Consider the following 17,426-nt stretch of genomic DNA (forward strand, 5'->3'; position numbering starts at 1 on the left):
GAGTACTTGGCTACGAACCAAGGGGTCGTGGGTTCGATTCCTGCCAGCCGCACCAAATTTGAGGGCCTGAAGAGCAATCTTCAGGCCCTTTTGTTTTGTCTCACGCTTTGCCATCAGGCGATAGACTGACGCTCTTGACCGGGAGGGCATCATGGCGAATGATGAAAGCATCGCGTTGCGCGTCTCGCCGCTCAAGTATCAGATAGGCAATATGCGCTGTTTCAACTTTATCTGCACGCCCGTTAGCCTGAATCATGTGATATTTTGCTGTCACATTATTCAAGGAAATCCTCAATGCTCGATCAAGCCGTGGGTCATACCTATTCAGCGGTGGAAGCGCTCGCGCCGAGCCAGCGCATGCATCTGGTGGCGCGGCAACCGGACGAGGTGCCGCGTATCCTGGCCAAGGCGGAGCAGGCGGGCGGCACGATCGTCAAGCCGGCCACGCGCACGCACTGGGGCATTGCCGGCTATTTCAAGGATCCCGACGGCCATCTGTTCGAAGTGGATTTCGAGACCACCTGGGTATTCGATCCACAGCACCACCTGGTGGTGGACCGCATCAATTCCTGACGCCGATCGGCTGGACCCTCCTGGGACAGAAGATGGACGGTCCGTGGTTCGCCGGCATCGCGCTGAACGTGGCAGGGCACATGACGATGAACGTCTTTCCGCGCTGAGCGCTACGTCACGACATTGCGAGGCGCGCCGGCCTGCCACGCCTCGATATTGTCGATCAACTGATCGGCCAACGTCTGCATCGCCTGCGCACTGGCCCAGGCCGAGTGCGGGGTCAGGATGAAATTCGGCAGGCGCAGGTTGAGCAGCACGTTGTCGGCCGGCGGCGGTTCGGTGATCAGCACGTCGAAGCCGGCGCCGGCGATCAGGCCGCTGCTCAGGGCGTCGGCCAGAGCCACTTCATCGACCAGGCCGCCGCGCGCGGTGTTGATCAGCAGGGCGTTGCGCTTCATGCGGATCAGTTCCTTGGCGCTGATCATGTTGCGCGTCTGGTCGGTCAGCGGCAGGTGCAGGCTGATCACGTCCGACGTCTCCAGCACCTCGTCGAAACCGGCCTCGCGCACGCCATCGCCCGCGGCATCGGCCAGCGGCGAGCGATTGTGCACGATCACTTCCATGCCGAAGGCGCGTGCGATCTGCGCGGTGGCCTTGCCCAGCGCGCCGTAGCCGAACAGGCCCAGGCGGCTGCCCGCCAGATCGGCGACCGGATGGCCGAACAGGCAGAAACGCTCGGACTTCTGCCACAAGCCGGCCTCGATATCGGCGCGATAGGCGATCAGCTGGCGGCGTAGCGCCAGGATCAGCGCAAAGGTATGCTCGGGCAGCGTGTGCACCGCGTAGTTGCGGATGTTGGTCACCACGATGCCGCGCCGCCGCGCCGCTTGCAGATCGACGATGTTGGTGCCGGTGGCCGCCACCGCGATCAGCTTCAGGTCCGGCAGCTGCGCCAGATCGTCCGCCGACAGCGGCACCTTGTTGGTGATGGCGATCGTCGCGCGCGCGTCGCGCAGACGCTGCACGGTATCGCCGGCACGGGTGGAAGGATACTCGGCCCATTCATTCGCAAACGCCGGCTTGCGCACACTGGCGATCACGCTGTCGCGGTCGAGGAAAACGATGCGGTGTGGTTCAGTCATAAGGCAACCTCAAAGGAAGTGGCGCGCGCCGGGGTCTTGGGCAGGCGCATGCCGGGGTGGTTGGCGAACAATTCGGCGATCCATTCGACAAACACGCGCACCTTGGCCGACAGGTGGCGGTTCTGCGGATACACCACGTGAATCGGCAGCGGGTCGCTGAGCCAGTCGTCCAGTATCGAGATGAAACGGCCATCCTTGATCATCGGCTCCATCATGAAGTTGGCCATCTGCACGATGCCCAGGCCCGCCAGGCCGGCGGCCGTGTAGGCGTTGCTGTCATTGAGCGCAATGCTGCCGGGCAGGGCTACCTGCACGCGCTCGCCGTCGCGCGTAAAGTCCCAGTCGTAAATCTTGCCGGTGCGCGCGGAAAAATAATTGACGCAGCGGTGGTTCACCAGATCGTTCGGATGCGCCGGCGTGCCGTGGCGTTCCAGGTAGGCCGGCGAGGCGCAGGTGACGAAATGCAGGATGCCGACCCGGCGCGCGATCAGGCTGGAGTCGCCCAGTTGGCCGCCGCGCACCGCGCAATCGACGCCTTCCTCGATCAGGTCCACCGGCCGGTCGCTGCAGCCGAGCTCCAGCTGGATGTCCGGGTATTGTGCAAAGAAGTCGGGCAGGGCAGGGATGATTACGTCGCTGGCCAGGCCGGTGGGCGCATCCACCCGCAGCCGGCCGGTGGGGCTGAGCCGTGTGCGCGACAACGATTCCTCGGCCTCGCGCACGTCGGCCAGGATGCGCAGGCAGCGTTCGTAATAGGCGGCGCCGTCGGCGGTGACGCTGACGTGGCGCGTGGTCCGGTGCAGCAGCTTGACCGACAGCGAGGTTTCCAGCGACTGGATCAGGGTCGATACCGTCGCTTTAGGCAGTTTCATGTTCTCCGCCGCACGCGTAAAGCCGCCGGCGTCCACCACCTGCACAAACACCTCCATCGCTTGAAGTTTATTCATTTCTGGTCCCATTGTTCGGCATTCTGAACAATCAATTCGACTTTGCCGTATTTATCAGATTGTAGAACATGTTTAAGATTGCTGTACTGCACAAAGAAAATGACCAAAGAAAGGAGGGCAATCATGAAATATCGGGATGCATTTTTCGCAACGATAGCGCTGGCGATGACGTCGGCCGCACTGGCAGGCGTGGTGTACACGGACGCCTATTCACACACGGCCAAGGCGGAAGTCAGCGGCGTGCGCGCACTGACCCAGGTGGCGAGCGGCGACCAGTGCTGCGACCCTGCTAACATGTTGTCCTCCAACGATACGGGAACGGTGCAACAATGAACAAGCCAGCAGAGACTTTGCCGACCTTGTCGGACCAGCTCAAGATCCGCAGCCTGGAAGTGAAGGGCGCGGAAGGTCCGCTGGCGGCACGTCTCTACACCAGCGGCGATGCCGGCGCCAAGCGCGACATGCTGCTGGTGTTCTTCCACGCCGGCGGCTTCGTCGGCGGCGACCTGGAAGATGCCGACATGTTCCTCCGCCATTTGGCGGACGACAGCAGGCAAATGGCGGTGTTAGCATCCGCCTACACGCTTGCAACCGAAAAGCCATTCCCGGCCGCGGTGGAAGATGCGCACGCGGTACTGATGTGGGCCAAGAAGAACAAGGCCAAACTCGGCTGGACCGGCAAGCAGCTGCTGGTGGCCGGCATCGAAGCGGGCGCCAATCTGGCCGCGGTTTGCGCGCTGATGTCGCGCGATCGCGGCGGTCCCGGCCTGGCGGGGCAGATCCTGGTCATGCCCATGCTGGACCCGGGCCTGTCGACCGGTTCGATGCGCGAGATCCAGGCCGACCCCGAGTTGCTGGACGTGGCCGATGCCTGCGCCAAGGCGTACCGCGGCTATCTGCCGAACGCCGCCGACCGTGCCCATCCGTACGCATCGCCGCTGCAATCGAGCCGCCTGAAGAATCTGCCGCCGGCGCTGATCCTGTCGGCCGAAGACGATCCGCTGCGTGACGAAGCTGAACAATACGGCGCTAAGCTGCAATCCTGCGGCGTCGACACAACCATCCGGCGCATGCTGCCGGCGCCTCTGAAGGATACCGAGGCACGTAACGAATGCGCGTGCAGATGCATCGCGCTGGAAGAAATCGCCAGCTTCGTCGCTGGCCTGGATCGGTCCGAGACGCCGCCAGCCAAGTAGGATTTCCATCCCATAAGCAGTAAAGAGTCACGTCCCCGCTGGCTTGCCAGCGGGGCGCTAGTACCGTGTTTTCTCGATTTTCGCTGAGACGCCCGGTGCCGCCTTTTCCATTAATTATTTTCATATAAAAAGGAATTCAAATGAAAAACATTAAATCATTGACCGCTGTAGCCCGGCCGCTGGCCGCCGCTATGGCGCTGGCGGGACTGGCCGCAATCACTCTTGCGGGTTGTGGCGAAGCGACCGCCGGCAAGGAACAAGCGCCGGCCGCCGCCGGCGGTCCGCCGATTTCGGCCGCCACCGTGGTCGAGAAAACCCTGACCGAGACCCAGGAGTTCTCGGGCCGTCTGGAAGCCATCGACCAGGTGCAGATCCGTCCGCGCGTCGGTGGCTTCATCACCGCCATCAATTTCAAGCCTGGTTCGCAGGTGAAGAAGGGCGACGTGCTGTTCGTGATCGATCCGCGTCCGTTCCAGGCGGAAGCCAACCGCGCCGAAGCGGCCGCCAATTCGGCCCGCGCCAAGGCCGACCTGGCCAAGATCGAAGTGGTGCGCGCCGAGAAGCTGCTGGCCGACAAAGCCATCGCCCAGCGTGAATACGATGCTTCCGCATCGGCCTACAAGCAGCTGGACGCCGACGCCCGCGCCGCCACCGCCCAGTACGAAACCGCCAAGCTGAACCTGAGCTACACGCAAGTGACCTCGCCGATCAACGGCCGCGTGTCGAAAGCCGAAATCACCCTGGGTAACCTGGTCGACCAGTCGGCGGTGCTGACCTCGGTGGTGTCGCTGGACCAGATCTACGCCTCGTTCGACGGCGATGAAGACACCTACCTGCGCGTCGGCGCCGCCGCCCACAAAGGCACGCCGGCCGTGGTCAAGATCGGCCTGGCCAACGAAGAAGGCTTCCCGCACGAAGGCAAGCTGGAATTCGTCGATAACCAGCTCGACGTGCGCAGCGGTTCGGTGCGCATGCGCGCCGTACTGGCCAACGCCGACAACGCGCTGGTCCCCGGCCTGTTCGCCCGCGTGCAGCTGGCCGGCACCACCGGCGCCAAATCGACGCTGCTGATCAATGAACGTGCCGTCAGCACCGACCAGAACCGCAAGTTCGTGTTCGTGGTGGACAAGGACAACAAGGCCGAGTACCGCCCTGTGATCCTGGGCCCGCAGGTCGATGGTCTGCGCATCGTGCGCGATGGTCTGAAGCCGGGCGAGAAGATCGTCGTCAATGGTCTGCAGCGCGTCAAGCCGGGTGCGCCGCTGACCCCGACCGTGGTGCCGATGGACGCCGATCCGCTGGCCGCCACCGCGCCTAAAAAAGATGAAAAAGTCGCCGTCGCCGACACCAAGAAGGCCGGCACTTCCAAGGAATAAATAAAAATGAATATCTCCCGATTTTTTGTCGACAAGCCGATTTTTGCGGCGGTACTGTCGATCATCATCTTCGTCGGCGGCTTGATCTCGATCTTCAAGCTGCCGATCTCGGAGTACCCGGACGTGGTGCCGCCATCGGTGGTGGTGCGTGCGCAGTACCCGGGCGCCAACCCGAAGATCATCGCCGAAACGGTGGCCGCGCCGCTGGAAGAGCAGATCAACGGCGTCGAGAACATGCTGTACATGTCCTCGCAAAACACCTCGGACGGCGCGCTGGCGCTGACCGTCACCTTCAAGATCGGCACCAACGTCGAGCAGGCTGAAACCCAGGTGCAGAACCGCGTTCAGCGCGCGCTGCCACGCCTGCCGGAAGAAGTGCGCCAGATCGGCGTGACGACCGTCAAATCGTCGCCCAACCTGACCATGGTGGTCCACCTGAATTCGCCGAACGGCCGTTACGACGACCTGTATCTGCGCAATTACGCGGTGCTGAACATCAAGGACCAGCTGGCCCGTCTGCCCGGCATGGGCGAGGTACAGCTGTTCGGTTCCGGCGACTACGCCATGCGCATCTGGCTCGACCCGCAGAAAGTCGCCCAGCGCGGCATGACTGCCGGCGACGTGGTCGACGCGATCCGCGAGCAGAACGTGCAGGTGGCGGCCGGTGTGATCGGCCAGGGTCCGACCAAGAACGCGGACTTCCAGCTGACCGTCAACACCCAGGGCCGTCTGCAGTCCGAGGAAGAATTCGGCAACATCATCCTGAAGACCAATGCCGACGGCGCGGTGACGCTGCTGAAGGACGTGGCCCGCATGGAGATGGGTTCGAACTCCTACGCGCTGCGCTCCCTGCTGAACAACAAATCGGCAGTCGCGATTCCTATTTTCGAGGCACCGAACGCCAACGCCCTGCAGCTGTCGGCCGACGTGCGTGCGACCATGGCTCGCCTGTCGAAAGATTTCCCGGAAGGCGTCGAATACAAAATTGTGTACGACCCGACCCAATTCGTGCGCGAATCGATCCGCGCCGTCATCCACACGCTGGTGGAAGCCATCATCCTGGTGGCGCTGGTGGTGATCGTATTCCTGCAAACCTGGCGCGCATCGGTGATTCCGCTGCTGGCCGTTCCCGTCTCGGTGGTGGGTACCTTCGCCGTGATGCTGGGCTTTGGCTTCTCGATCAACACGCTGTCGCTGTTCGGCCTGGTGCTGGCCATCGGTATCGTGGTGGACGATGCGATCGTGGTGGTGGAGAACGTCGAACGTAACATCGAAAACGGCTTGTCGCCGCACGACGCGACCATCCAGGCGATGAAAGAGGTGAGCGGTCCGATCATCGCGATCGCCCTGGTGCTGTGCGCCGTGTTCGTGCCGATCGCATTCGTGTCCGGTCTGTCGGGCCAGTTCTACAAGCAGTTTGCCCTGACCATCGCGATTTCGACCGTGATCTCGGCATTCAGCTCGCTGACCCTGGCGCCGGCCCTGTCGGCTGTGCTGCTGCGTCCTCACGATGCACCGAAGGATGGCCTGACCCGCGTGATGGACGCCGTCTTCGGCCGCTTCTTCAAGTGGTTCAACCGCGTGTTCCACCGCGCTTCGCACGGCTATGAAAGCGGCGTCACCGGCGTCCTGAAACGCAAGGGTTCGTCGCTGATCGTCTACGCGATTCTGGGCGTAGCCGCCGGCTTCATGTTCAAGGCGGTGCCGCCGGGCTTCGTGCCGGCGCAGGACAAGCAGTACCTGATCGGCTTCGCCCAGCTGCCGGATGCAGCGTCGCTGGACCGTACCGAGGCCGTGATCCGCAAGATGTCCGACATCGCCAAGGACATCCCTGGCGTGGCTGACTCGGTGGCCTTCCCTGGCCTGTCGATCAATGGCTTCACCAATGCGCCCAACGCCGGTATCGTGTTCACTCCACTGAAGCCGTTCGAGGAGCGCACCAAGCCAAGCGAATCGGCGCAAGCCATCGCCGCCGAAATCAACAAGCGCATGGGCGCGATCGAAGGCGCCTTCGTGATGGTGCTGCCGCCGCCGCCAGTCAATGGCCTGGGCACCACCGGCGGTTTCAAGGTGATGATCGAAGACCGCGACAACCTGGGCTACGACGCGCTGTACAAGGCCATCCAGGCGGTGCAGATGAAGGCCTGGCAGAATCCGAAGCTGGCCGGCGTGTTCTCCAGCTACCAGATCAATGTGCCGCAGCTGTATGCCGACATCGATCGCCAGAAGGCCAAGCAGCTGGGCGTACCGCTGCAGACCATCTACCAGACCTTGCAGATCAATCTGGGCTCGCTGTATGTGAACGACTTCAATCAGTTCGGCCGCACCTACCAGGTGCGGGTGCAGGCTGACCAGCAGTTCCGTTCGCACGCCGAGGACATCGCCCAGCTGAAGGTCCGCAATGGCAAGGGCGAGATGATTCCGCTGTCGTCGCTGATGCGGGTGAAAGACAGCTATGGCCCGGACCGCGTGCAGCGCTACAACGCCTACGTCGCGGCTGAACTGAACGGCAATGGCGCACCTGGCGTCTCGTCGGGCGAAGCGCAGGCTGAAATGACCAGGATTCTGGAAGAGACGCTGCCGAAAGGGATCAGCTACGAATGGACGGAACTGGTGTACCAGGACATCCTGTCCGGTAACACGATGATCTATGTGTTCCCGCTGTGCGTGCTGCTGGTGTTCCTGGTGCTGGCCGCCCAGTACGAAAGCTGGACCCTGCCGCTGGCCGTGATCCTGATCGTGCCGATGTCGATCCTGTGCGCACTGGTGGGCGTCAAGCTGACCCACGGCGACAACAACGTGTTCACCCAGATTGCGTTGTTCGTGCTGGTGGGCCTGGCGTCGAAGAACGCGATCCTGATCGTGGAGTTTGCGCGGGAGCTGGAACACCAGGGCCGCAGCATCGTCGCCGCCGCGCTGGAAGCCTGCCGTCTGCGTCTGCGTCCGATTCTGATGACCTCGATCGCATTCATCATGGGCGTGCTGCCGCTGGTGTTCTCGCACGGCGCGGGTTCGGAAATGCGTCATGCAATGGGTGTGGCGGTGTTTGCCGGCATGCTGGGCGTGACCTTCTTCGGCCTGTTCCTGACGCCGGTGTTCTACGTCCTGCTGCGTACCCTGGCGGTACGCCTGGAGAAAAAACCTGCCACCGGCCATGCCGTGGCGAACCTGGAAGGGACTCATTAATATGAACAAGCTGCAGATGATTGCAAAAGGTGTCGCGCCGGTCCTGGCGGCCTTGCTGATGACCGCGTGCGCCGCACCGGAATTCAAGCAGCCTGCGATCGACGTGCCGACTGCGTTCAAGGAATCGCAAACGCCCGATGCGGTGAAAACCGCCGCCGACGGCAGCACCTGGCAACAGGCGCAAGCCGCCGAAGCGCAGCCGCGCGGCGAATGGTGGCTGGCCTTCAACGATCCGGCCCTGACTGAGCTGATCAATGAAGCCACCCGCGCCAACGCCAACCTGGCCGTGGCGGCCGCCCGCGTCAAGCAGGCGCGCGCCATCGCCGGCATCGCCGAAGCGGACCGCATTCCGCAGGTCGGCGTGAATGCCGGCGCCCAGCGTGTGCGTCAGTCGGACGTGGAACTGGGGCTGCCAGCCGGTACGCCGGTGGCGCCGGCCAAGGTGTTCACCGCCAACCTGACCGCCAGCTACGAGGTCGACCTGTTCGGCCGCGTCTCGTCGAACGTGGCGGCCGCGCGCGGCGACGCCGCATCGGTGGAAGCCAACTACCGCTCGGTGCTGCTGGCCGTGCAGGCCGACGTGGCGCAGACCTACTTCCGTCTGCGTTCCACCGATGCCGAGCTGGAAACCCTGAACCGCACGGTGCAGACGCGGGAGGAGAACGTCAAGGTCAACCAGCGTCGCTTCGACCTGGGCGACATCGGCGAATTCGACCTGTCGCGCGCCAAGACCGAACTGGCGACCGCCCGCGCGGAAGCCATCGGCCTGCAGCGTCAGCGCGTGACCACCGAGCATGCGCTGGCGGTCCTGCTGGGCAAACCGGCGGCCAGCTATACGGCGGGTAACAGCCCGCTGCTGGACAGCAGCCTGCTGCCGGTGATCCCGGCCGGCATGCCGTCGACGCTGCTCGAACGCCGTCCCGACATCGCCGCCGCACAGCGCGCGATGGAAGCGGCCAACGCCCGGATCGGCGTGGCGCGCGCGGCGATGTTCCCGTCGCTGATGCTGAACGCGAACGCGGGCGGCGTCTCGGGCGGCACCGTGGCCGACGTGTTCAAGTGGAGCAGCCGCTCGTGGCTGCTGGGCGCGGCGATGTCGATGCCGCTGATCGATGGTGGCCGCAACCGGTCCAACATCACCCGCAGCGAAGCGGCGCTGGAGGAATCGGTCGGTACGTATCGCCAGAGCGTGCTGGTGGCGTTCGAGGAGGTGGAAGACAATCTGGCGGGCCTGCGTATCCTGGCCGGCCAGACGGCGCAGATCGACGATGCCGTCGTCTCGGCGCGCCGCTCGGCGGACCTGGCGCAGAAGCTGTACACGGCCGGCCGTTCCAGCTATCTGGACCTGCTGGACGCGCAGCGCAACCTGGCTGCGGTGGAACGCAGCGCGGTGCAGTTGCGCGGCAATCGCGCGGTCACCACCGTGGCGCTGATACGCGCCCTGGGCGGTGGCTGGGGCGATGCGAAACCGGCGCCAACCACGCTGGCGCAGAAGTAAACGGAAAAGCGGACCAACCGGTCCGCTTTTTTTTGGTGCTGATTACTTGGTGACTGGAGCAGGAGTGGTGGCTTCCGCCTTCTCGGTCTTGGCATGTGCCTTGGCCTTGGTGTGCGTAGCCTTGGCGTGGGCATCCGCTTTGTCGGCTTTCTCGTCAGCCTTGGCGACGGCGACGTCCTTCTTGGCTTCCGCTTCCGCCTTGGCGGTTTTGGCTTCGGCCTTGGCCGCTACTTTGGCTTCTTTCGCATCCGCCTTGGAGTCGGTTTTGGCTTCCTTGGCTTCGGCTTTGGCGGCGGCTGGGGTGGCGGGAGCGGTGGCCGGGGTCTGGGCGAAGGCAGCGGTTGCGAACAGGCCGGCGATCACGGTAGCGATTACTTTTTTCATGACTCAATCCTCTATCTAGGTGGAAGGCCCAGGACCAATTCCTGTGTCTCTGAGCAGAAAACGTCGCCCGCTTTATCGTCGTTGACGGCCTTTACAATCGCTTACATGTTCGCCATCGCACAGTTCCGCGCACCGGACAGGCTTAGTCTGGTGGCATGAAAGGCTCACTCAAAACCTACAAGGCCAAGCGCAACTTCGCCATCACTCCCGAACCGGCCGAGGGCGGCCAGGAGGGCGCCGAAGCGCTCACCTTCGTCATCCAGAAGCACTGGGCGACGCGACTGCATTACGACTTCCGGCTCGAGCTGGACGGCGTGATGATGAGCTGGGCCGTGCCCAAAGGCCCCAGCTACGACACGCACGACAAGCGCATGGCCGTGCATGTGGAAGACCATCCCATCTCCTACAACGATTTCGAGGGCACCATCCCGCCCAAGCAGTACGGCGCCGGCAAGGTGATCATCTGGGACAAGGGCACCTGGCGTCCGCTCGACGATCCGCACAAGGCGCTCAAGGCCGGCAACCTCAAATTCGAAATCGAGGGCCACAAGATGCACGGCCGCTGGGTACTGGTGCGCATGAAGGGAAAAGGAGAGAAGCAGGAGCCCTGGCTGCTGATCAAGGAAAAGGACGACTACGCGCGGCCGGCGGAGGAATTCAGCGTGGTCGACGAAATGCCGGACAGCGTGAAGGCGCTGCCGATGCCGGCGGCGCTGGGCACGGCGGATGGCGCGTCGCATCCCGAACCCGATGCCGCCACCGCCAAGGCCGGCGAGCGCGCCGCGCCCAAGGCGGAGATGCCGGAGACGCTGTCGCCGCAGCTGGCCACCCTGGTCGACGGCCCGCCCGCCGATGCCGGCGAGTGGCTGTTCGAAGTGAAGTTCGACGGCTACCGCATCCTGGCCCGCATCGACGGCAAGGACATCCGCCTGATCACCCGCAACGGCAACGACTGGACCCACAAGCTGCAGCCGCTGCGCGACCATCTGGCGAAACTCAAATTCCCGCCCGGCTGGTACGACGGCGAGATTGTGGTGCACGACGACGACGGCCGTCCCGATTTCGGCCTGTTGCAGAATGCCTTCGACGAGAACGCACCGGGCGACATCGTCTATTTCATCTTTGACCTGCCGTACCACAACGGCCACGACCTGCGCGAGCTGCCGCTGGAGGAACGCCGCGTGATCCTGCAGGAGATCATGGCCAAGCGCGAAAGCGAGAACGTGCGCTTCAGCGCAGCGCTGAACGCGCCGCCGCGGGACATGATCGCCGCCGCCTGCCAGATGGGCCTCGAGGGCATCATCGGCAAGCGCCGCGACGCGCCGTACAGCGCGCGGCGCAACGGCAGCTGGATCAAGCTGAAATGCGGCCAACGCCAGGAATTCGTCATCGGCGGTTACACCGATCCGCAAGGCTCGCGCAGCGGCTTCGGCTCGCTGCTGCTGGGGACTTACGACAAGGACGGCAAGCTGCAATACGCAGGTAACGTCGGCAGCGGCTTCAATGCCACCTCGCTGAAGGAGCTGAAGGCGAAAATGGAGAAGCTGCACGCCGATAAAAGCCCGTTCGCCCCGAATCGCGACATCGCCAAACGCGCGCACTGGCTCAAGCCCACGCTGGTGGCGGAGGTGGCGTTCGGCGAATGGACGCATTCCGGCTCGATCCGCCATTCGGTGTTCAAGGGATTGCGCAAGGACAAGAAGGCCGACAGCATCGTGCGCGAAGAGGCCAGGCATCTGAAGGAGGAACCCGTCATGCAGCCGGCAATCCAGGGCAATCTGCCCAAATCGCTGAAAGTCACCAATCCCGACCGGGTGATCGACCAGGAAAGCGGCGCCACCAAGATCACGCTGGTGCGCTATTACGCGCTGGTGTCGTCGCTGATGATCCCCCATCTGAAAGGCCGCCCGGTATCGCTGGTGCGCGCGCCGGAAGGCGTGGGCGGCGAACTGTTTTTCCAGAAGCACGCGGAAGTCTCGCGCATGCCGGGCGTGAAGCAATTCAAACAGTCGCTGGACCCGGATCATCCGCCCATGCTGGAGGTGCCGAGCGAGGAAGCGCTGCTGTCGGCGGCGCAGATGAACGTGGTCGAATTCCACACCCAGAACGCCAGCGGCGGCAGCTACGAAAAACCGAACCGGATGATCTTCGACCTCGACCCCGGCAAGGGCGTCGGCTGGGAGCAGGTGCGGGAGGCGGCGCTGTTGATGCGCGCCTTCCTCGACGAATTGGGCCTGCCGGCCTTCCTCAAGACCAGCGGCGGCAAGGGCCTGCACGTGGTGGTGCCGGTCAAGCCGGGCTATGGCTGGGACGATGTAAAAGACTTTTCGCAAGCGATCGTGGCGCACATGGCGGAGACGATACCGGAGCGCTTCGTGCTCAAGAGCGGACCGCGCAACCGCGTCGGCAAGATCTTCATCGACTACCTGCGCAACGGGCGCGGCGCCACCACGGTCGCCGCCTGGTCGGCGCGCACCCGGCCGGGCCTGGGCATTTCCGTGCCCATCACCTGGGACGAGCTGCCCGGACTGCGCGGCGCCGACCAGTGGAACGTCAACAACGCGCACAGCCGCCTCGATGTCGGCAACACGCCGTGGGACGATTACGCCAAATCGGCCAAGGGCCTGGCCGCCGCCATGAAACTGATGAAATTCAAACCGGGCGGCGGCTGACGCCTCAGCCATCCGCGAACGGAATGTCCGGCCGGTGGCGGAAGTCGCGTCGCGCCACGCCCAGGCTGCAGAACGGTACCTCCTTCCACGGCTCATGGATGCGGATCGTGGGGTCGGGATGGATACCTTCGGGGCGCGATCCGAACAGCAGTTTTTCACTGAGCTGCCGCTGCATCCACAGCAGGGCGATGTCCGACAGCCCGCTGCCGTCCACAGTCAAGGAATATCCTCCGCCCACATCGCCATGGGCGCCACGGAAGCGCCGCTGCAGCACATTGTCCGCCGTGTCCCACAAGGTCGGGTCGAAGTCCTGGCGTTCCTCGTCGTCGGCAATGGCGTGCAGGCCGAGGCGGATGCGGGCGTCCAGCCTGTTGTTGCAGAACTTGAAGGCGTCCAGCCGGTCGCCAAGGCGGTTGTATTGCGGGATGCCGAGCGCGCCGACGGTGTCCCACACGGCCACCGCTTCGATGCCCGGCACGTGCACCACCTTGCTGTCCGGCGCCGGGCTGGAGAAGAAGTTGGGCAGGTCCACCAGCAGGTCGCGCATGCTGCCGAAGACATCGTGCCGCGCCGCCTCCATGCGCGGGTGCTTGCGGTGCTGGTTCCACATGGCGCAGCCGAGCCGGTAGGCGGTTTCCTTATCGGCCAGCTGGTCCTGGTCGGCCAGCAGCCCGACGTCCAGTATCATGCCGGCCAGCGAGCGCGCGGTGTAGGCGCCGCGGCTGAAGCCGATGATGAAGATGCGGTCGCCATCCTCGTAGTAGCGCGAGATGAAGGTATAGCCGCGCACGATGCGGGCGATGATGCCGGAGCCGAACACGCCGCCGAGGATACGTACCAGCCAGTTGTCGGCGTAACCCACGCCGTCGAGGTATTTGGCGACCTGAGTGACGGCGCCATCGGCGCCGCGCAGGATGCGCTCGGCTTCGCCAGGGAGGCCCAGCGTCTCCAGCGTGTCCTTGCCGTCGAGCCAGTGGTACAACTTCAGCACGTTGGTGGGCGAACAGGTGACCGCGTTTCCTTCAAGGTCTTGCCCTGGGCCATTCCATGTTCCATCAGCGCAAAAAACGATATTCTTTGACATCTGGACCTCCTACAGTTTCTAGGAAAAGTCCTCCGATTATTCGCCTTTTGACAAGCAAGTCGAGTGAAAAATCGCGGCGTCGCGAAATCGCAACTGATTCAGGCTCAGGCTGCCTTGGCGCGACTGGCGGCGGCGCGCGGTTTACGCGCGGTGGTCGTGGCGGCCGGCTTGGCGGTGCTCTTGCGGCGTGTGCCGGCGGCGGCCTTGGCGCCGGCGCCGCTGGCGGGCTTGGCCCGGCCGCGTGCCTTGGGCGGTTGTACTTCTTCCTCGTCGTCGTCCTCGTCGTTGGCGGCGCGCGCCTTCGGCGCCGCCTTGCCGCGCTTGCCCAGGCTGTCCTGCAGCAGCGCCACCAGGTCGACCACGTTGGATGCCTTGGGCGCGGCCTCCTCCTTGCCCGGCGCGGTGATGGTCTTGGTCTGGCCGGCCTTGATCTTCTTCTGCACCATGGCCATCACGTCTTCCTTGTAGGTGTCGTGATACTGGTCCGGGTTCCATCCCTCGCTCATGCCTTCCACCAGCGACAGCGCCATTTTGAGTTCCTTGTCGCTGATGCCGGCCGCCTTCAGCGTGGCCGGCGGCAGCTTCAGGTCTTCGGCGCTGCGGATCTCGGTGGCGTAACGCAGCGTGTTCAGCACGATCTTGTCCTCGACGCAGACCAGCGCGCACAGGTGCTGCTTGGTGCGCATCACTACCGTGGCGATGGCGATCTTGCCGGCCTTGCGCAAGGTCTCGCGCAGCAGGGCGTACACCTTGCCGCCGCCGCGCGTGGGCGCGAGATAGTAGGGCGTCTCGTAATAGGTCAGCGGCACCTCGGCCGATTCGACGAAGGCGTGAATGTCGATGGTCTGGGTGGCTTCCACGTTGGCGCGGCGCAGATCCTCCTCTGACAGCACCACGTATTCGTTGTCCTCGTACTCGTAGCCCTTGACGATGTTGTCCCAGGTGACTTCCTTGCCGCTGCTCTTGTTATAGCGCTTGTAGCCGATGGGCGAGAAGTCGCGCTTGTCCAGCATGGTCAGGTCCAGATCATGCTCCTGCACGGCCGTGTACATCTCGACCGGGATGTAGACCAGCCCGAAGCTGATCGCCCCCTTCCACAATGCGCGCGCGGCCATGATCAGCTGCCCACCGAACCGGTCACCGGCAGCACGATGCCGCTGATGTAGCTCGAGCACGACGGCGCCGCCAGGAACACGTAAGCCGGCGACAATTCCTGCGGCTGCGCCGGGCGTTTCATGTCGGTCTGCGCGCCGAACTCCTTGATCTTGTCCGGCGACTGGTCGGCCGGATTCAGCGGCGTCCACACCGGGCCGGGCGCCACCGCGTTGACGCGGATGCCCTGTTCCAGCAGGTTGGAGGCCAGCGACATGGTGAACGCATGGATGGCGCCCTTGGTGGTCGAGTAGTCGAGCAGGTTCTTCGAGCCCTGCAGGCCGGTCACCGACCCGGTGTTGATGATGGACGCGCCTTTTTTCATGTACGGCAGGACCGCCTTGGCCATGTGGAAGTAGCCGTAGACATTGGTCTTCATGGTCAGGTCGAAGCGGTCCTCGGTCAGGTCGGCCAGCTTTTCCGCGTGCTCCTGGAACGCCGCGTTGTTGACCAGGATGTCCAGCCGGCCGAAGCGCTCCTGCACCTGGTGGGCGGCGTCGCGGCAGAAGGCCGGGTCGCGCACGTCGCCGCGCAGCAGCAGGCAGGCCTGGCCTTCCGCTTCCACGTAGCGCTTGGTGTCTTCCGCGTCCTGGTCCTCGTTGAGGTAGACGATCGCCACGTCCGCGCCTTCGCGCGCGTACAGCACGGCGACGGCGCGGCCTATGCCCGAGTCGCCGCCGGTGATCAGCGCGGCCATGCCGGCCAGCTTGCCGCTGCCGCAGTATTCGTTCGCCAGAAATTCCGGCTTCAGCTGCATGTCCGCTTCCAGCCCCGGTTTCTCCAGATGCTGGGCCGGCATCGGCGTGCCGGGATATTCATGATCGCCGGTCTGCACCGGGCCTTCGCTTTTGCTGACGCTGGCGCGCGGCTCCTGCTTCGCGCGTTGGTCGGACTGGTCCTGGCGCTGCTGGATCTCGCGCTGCAGATTGCCGGCATCGGTCTTGTTTTCGGAATTCGACATGGTGCTCTCCCTGTATCCTGAAAACACAGTATTGGCGCAGGCACGGGCGAAGACGGTGCGCTCGGTCACAGATGCGGTCACACCGTTTTTTAAGCAATTATCTGAACTGTAATGCAAAAAATATTGCCAAATATGAACTTTATGTTCAAACTAGCATAAAAATAGACCAACAATCCAAAACAGCTTAGGGGGCAAGATCATGGCGGACGTGTATGGCCTGCACGGTGTGGGCGTATTCTTTCATCCGGAGGAGGCGCGGCGTGGGGCTTTTCAATCCAGCTGCGGCGAACTGTTCGCCCGGCTGACGGTGTGCGACAGTGTCGACGCCGCCGGGGCCGCGCTGGCCGCACGCAGCGCCGACTTGCTGATCCTCGACCTGAATGGCTTCGATCACCTGGGCGAGCTGGCCGGCGTCGGCGCGCTGATCCGTGGCCGCGCGGGCGCCCGCACCCTGGTGCTGTGTCCCTACGAGCACAGCGCCTGGCTGCCGGAGCTGATGGCGTATGGCTGCTTCGATTACCGCATCTGCCCGTTGCTGGACGACGAGCTGCGGCAAGCGGTGGGCGCGGCGCTGGCGGTGCCGGCCGACCCGGCCGCCGCCATGCAGCAGGCGCTGCTGGACAAGGAAAAGGAGCTGCGCGACCTGCTGGGCGTGCAGCGCAGCCTGCAGCGCGCGCTGAGCGCCATCGACAGCGTGCCGGTGATGGCCGCGCAGATCTGTCTGGCCCTGTGCAATTTCCCCGGCGTGCGTCACACGGCGGTGCTGCATCTGCGTGAGCGCGGCGACCTGCAACTGGTGGCGCAGGAAGCGCGCAACCACCTGGACCTGGGCCGGCTGATGCAGCGGCGCGACCGGCTGCTGCAATCGCCGCTGCGCGACGTGTTCCCGCCGCTGATGGCGGTGGCGCGCGGCGAGATGATGCTGCTGGACGCGCCGGAAAAGGCGGGCGACCCGGAGCTGGCCATGAGCCTGCACGACCGCAATGTGCGCATGATCCTGGCGCTGCCGCTGCGCGCCGAGCCGGGCGGCCCGGAGATGGGCGCGATCTGCCTGATGTTCGACCGCCACATCACCTTCTCACGCGAGCAGTTCGCCTGCTTCGCCAGCCTGGCGCAATTCGTCAGCTTCGGCCTCGGCATGAGCGAATTGAAGCACCAGAACGACGCGCTGGCCGGCCAGCTGTCGCAAATGAGCACGCAGGATGCGGTGACCGGCGCCGCCAACCGCCGCGCCGGCGAAGACACGCTGGACAACGAGATCCGCCGCGCGCGCCGCCGGTCTGCTGCAGGATGAAATCGTCCCCATCGCCACCGC

The 17,426-nt window shown here is 64.2% G+C and carries 14 protein-coding genes; 8 read left to right on the top strand and 6 right to left on the bottom strand.

Features of this window, described 5'->3' with window-relative positions; all coding sequences use genetic code 11:
- The first annotated feature begins 294 nt into the window (after positions 1-294).
- A complete protein-coding gene (locus tag E4L98_RS10115; protein WP_135201436.1) occupies positions 295-573 on the top strand; it encodes a VOC family protein in 279 nt (92 codons plus the stop codon).
- A gap of 110 nt (positions 574-683) precedes the next feature.
- Here the strand turns inward: E4L98_RS10115 and E4L98_RS10120 are convergent, their stop codons facing one another.
- A complete protein-coding gene (locus tag E4L98_RS10120; RefSeq protein WP_135201437.1) occupies positions 684-1,655 on the bottom strand; it encodes a D-2-hydroxyacid dehydrogenase in 972 nt (323 codons plus the stop codon).
- Positions 1,652-2,602, bottom strand: coding sequence for a LysR family transcriptional regulator (locus E4L98_RS10125; protein WP_135201438.1), 951 nt, complete (start codon positions 2,600-2,602; stop codon positions 1,652-1,654). Before E4L98_RS10125 ends, E4L98_RS10120 begins: the two co-directional genes overlap by 4 nt.
- Positions 2,603-2,725: 123 nt before the next feature.
- On the opposite strand from E4L98_RS10125, the gene E4L98_RS10130 reads away from it, so the two are divergent.
- The 5 genes from E4L98_RS10130 to E4L98_RS10150 all read left to right on the top strand — a co-directional run bounded on the left by E4L98_RS10130 (position 2,726) and on the right by E4L98_RS10150 (position 9,858).
- Positions 2,726-2,935: a hypothetical protein gene (locus tag E4L98_RS10130; RefSeq protein WP_135201439.1), complete on the top strand. Its 210-nt coding sequence runs from the start codon at positions 2,726-2,728 to the stop codon at positions 2,933-2,935.
- On the top strand, positions 2,932-3,798 hold the full coding sequence (locus tag E4L98_RS10135; protein ID WP_135201440.1) for an alpha/beta hydrolase: 867 nt from the start codon (positions 2,932-2,934) through the stop codon (positions 3,796-3,798). The genes E4L98_RS10130 and E4L98_RS10135 overlap by 4 nt, the downstream gene beginning before the upstream one ends.
- A gap of 140 nt (positions 3,799-3,938) precedes the next feature.
- Positions 3,939-5,174, top strand: coding sequence for an efflux RND transporter periplasmic adaptor subunit (locus tag E4L98_RS10140; protein ID WP_135201441.1), 1,236 nt, complete (start codon positions 3,939-3,941; stop codon positions 5,172-5,174).
- A 6-nt stretch (positions 5,175-5,180) separates the two neighbouring features.
- Positions 5,181-8,360: an efflux RND transporter permease subunit gene (locus E4L98_RS10145; protein ID WP_135201442.1), complete on the top strand. Its 3,180-nt coding sequence runs from the start codon at positions 5,181-5,183 to the stop codon at positions 8,358-8,360.
- A 1-nt stretch (position 8,361) separates the two neighbouring features.
- Complete coding sequence (locus E4L98_RS10150) at positions 8,362-9,858, top strand: efflux transporter outer membrane subunit (RefSeq protein ID WP_135201443.1); 1,497 nt, start codon at positions 8,362-8,364, stop codon at positions 9,856-9,858.
- A gap of 42 nt (positions 9,859-9,900) precedes the next feature.
- On the opposite strand, the gene E4L98_RS10155 is transcribed toward E4L98_RS10150, so the two are convergent.
- Positions 9,901-10,242 (bottom strand): hypothetical protein, encoded by a 342-nt coding sequence (locus E4L98_RS10155; RefSeq protein WP_135201444.1) that lies wholly within the window; start codon positions 10,240-10,242, stop codon positions 9,901-9,903.
- A gap of 155 nt (positions 10,243-10,397) precedes the next feature.
- On the opposite strand from E4L98_RS10155, the gene ligD reads away from it, so the two are divergent.
- Complete coding sequence (ligD, locus tag E4L98_RS10160) at positions 10,398-12,914, top strand: DNA ligase D (protein ID WP_135201445.1); 2,517 nt, start codon at positions 10,398-10,400, stop codon at positions 12,912-12,914.
- Positions 12,915-12,918: 4 nt separating this feature from the next.
- On the opposite strand, the gene E4L98_RS10165 is transcribed toward ligD, so the two are convergent.
- From E4L98_RS10165 to E4L98_RS10175, 3 genes are all read right to left on the bottom strand, one after another.
- A complete protein-coding gene (locus E4L98_RS10165) occupies positions 12,919-13,998 on the bottom strand; it encodes a T6SS phospholipase effector Tle1-like catalytic domain-containing protein (protein WP_135201446.1) in 1,080 nt (359 codons plus the stop codon).
- Positions 13,999-14,102: 104 nt separating this feature from the next.
- Positions 14,103-15,113, bottom strand: coding sequence for a non-homologous end joining protein Ku (ku, locus tag E4L98_RS10170; RefSeq protein WP_135201447.1), 1,011 nt, complete (start codon positions 15,111-15,113; stop codon positions 14,103-14,105).
- Between the two features lie 2 nt (positions 15,114-15,115).
- Complete coding sequence (locus E4L98_RS10175) at positions 15,116-16,111, bottom strand: SDR family oxidoreductase (protein WP_135201448.1); 996 nt, start codon at positions 16,109-16,111, stop codon at positions 15,116-15,118.
- A 199-nt stretch (positions 16,112-16,310) separates the two neighbouring features.
- Here E4L98_RS10175 and E4L98_RS10180 point away from each other — a divergent pair, with 199 nt between their 5' ends.
- Positions 16,311-17,405, top strand: coding sequence for a GGDEF domain-containing protein (locus E4L98_RS10180; protein WP_229257344.1), 1,095 nt, complete (start codon positions 16,311-16,313; stop codon positions 17,403-17,405).
- The last annotated feature ends 21 nt before the right edge of the window (positions 17,406-17,426 follow it).

This window comes from Duganella callida (genome assembly GCF_004614165.1).
Classification (GTDB): domain Bacteria; phylum Pseudomonadota; class Gammaproteobacteria; order Burkholderiales; family Burkholderiaceae_D; genus Rugamonas; species Rugamonas callida.

What these genes read in the sequence shown, in the direction of transcription:
- E4L98_RS10115 (WP_135201436.1), top strand. Translation starts at nt 295, where the DNA reads ATGCTCGATCAAGCCGTGGGTCATACCTATTCAGCGGTGGAAGCGCTC.
- E4L98_RS10120 (WP_135201437.1), bottom strand. Translation starts at nt 1,655, where the DNA reads ATGACTGAACCACACCGCATCGTTTTCCTCGACCGCGACAGCGTGATC.
- E4L98_RS10125 (WP_135201438.1), bottom strand. Translation starts at nt 2,602, where the DNA reads ATGAATAAACTTCAAGCGATGGAGGTGTTTGTGCAGGTGGTGGACGCC.
- E4L98_RS10130 (WP_135201439.1), top strand. Translation starts at nt 2,726, where the DNA reads ATGAAATATCGGGATGCATTTTTCGCAACGATAGCGCTGGCGATGACG.
- E4L98_RS10135 (WP_135201440.1), top strand. Translation starts at nt 2,932, where the DNA reads ATGAACAAGCCAGCAGAGACTTTGCCGACCTTGTCGGACCAGCTCAAG.
- E4L98_RS10140 (WP_135201441.1), top strand. Translation starts at nt 3,939, where the DNA reads ATGAAAAACATTAAATCATTGACCGCTGTAGCCCGGCCGCTGGCCGCC.
- E4L98_RS10145 (WP_135201442.1), top strand. Translation starts at nt 5,181, where the DNA reads ATGAATATCTCCCGATTTTTTGTCGACAAGCCGATTTTTGCGGCGGTA.
- E4L98_RS10150 (WP_135201443.1), top strand. Translation starts at nt 8,362, where the DNA reads ATGAACAAGCTGCAGATGATTGCAAAAGGTGTCGCGCCGGTCCTGGCG.
- E4L98_RS10155 (WP_135201444.1), bottom strand. Translation starts at nt 10,242, where the DNA reads ATGAAAAAAGTAATCGCTACCGTGATCGCCGGCCTGTTCGCAACCGCT.
- ligD (WP_135201445.1), top strand. Translation starts at nt 10,398, where the DNA reads ATGAAAGGCTCACTCAAAACCTACAAGGCCAAGCGCAACTTCGCCATC.
- E4L98_RS10165 (WP_135201446.1), bottom strand. Translation starts at nt 13,998, where the DNA reads ATGTCAAAGAATATCGTTTTTTGCGCTGATGGAACATGGAATGGCCCA.
- ku (WP_135201447.1), bottom strand. Translation starts at nt 15,113, where the DNA reads ATGGCCGCGCGCGCATTGTGGAAGGGGGCGATCAGCTTCGGGCTGGTC.
- E4L98_RS10175 (WP_135201448.1), bottom strand. Translation starts at nt 16,111, where the DNA reads ATGTCGAATTCCGAAAACAAGACCGATGCCGGCAATCTGCAGCGCGAG.
- E4L98_RS10180 (WP_229257344.1), top strand. Translation starts at nt 16,311, where the DNA reads ATGGCGGACGTGTATGGCCTGCACGGTGTGGGCGTATTCTTTCATCCG.